General features: G+C 38.1%; 1 protein-coding gene. It reads right to left on the minus strand.

Annotation, left to right across the window (positions count from 1 at the left end; all coding sequences use genetic code 11):
* Window positions 1-2: 2 nt before the first annotated feature.
* Window positions 3-344 (minus strand): biotin/lipoyl-containing protein (locus tag CRV01_RS00005; RefSeq protein ID WP_129005795.1); only part of this gene is annotated, 342 nt, incomplete at its 5' end.

Raw genomic sequence — 344 nt, forward strand, 5'->3', positions numbered from 1 at the left:
TTTTAGCTAATAGTTGCTATTGCTTGACCTTCTTCAACAGCGTCACCAGGGTTAGCTAAAACTGCACTTACTGTTCCATCACAAGGAGCTTCTACATCTATTTCCATTTTCATAGCTTCTAAGATTGCAATAATTTCACCTTGTTTTACTGTATCACCAACTTTTACATTCATTTTCCATACATTACCTGCAACAGTTGCTCCTACTTCTGCTCCACCGTTTGTTGGTGTTGCTGCTGGTGTTTCACTTTGTGTTGCTGGTGTTACTTGGATATCTGCATTACCTTCTGCAATAGATACATTAAATTTTTGTCCATCTACTACTACTGTATAGTTTCCAGTTGC

Source organism: Arcobacter sp. CECT 8983, from assembly GCF_004118855.1.
GTDB lineage: Bacteria > Campylobacterota > Campylobacteria > Campylobacterales > Arcobacteraceae > Halarcobacter.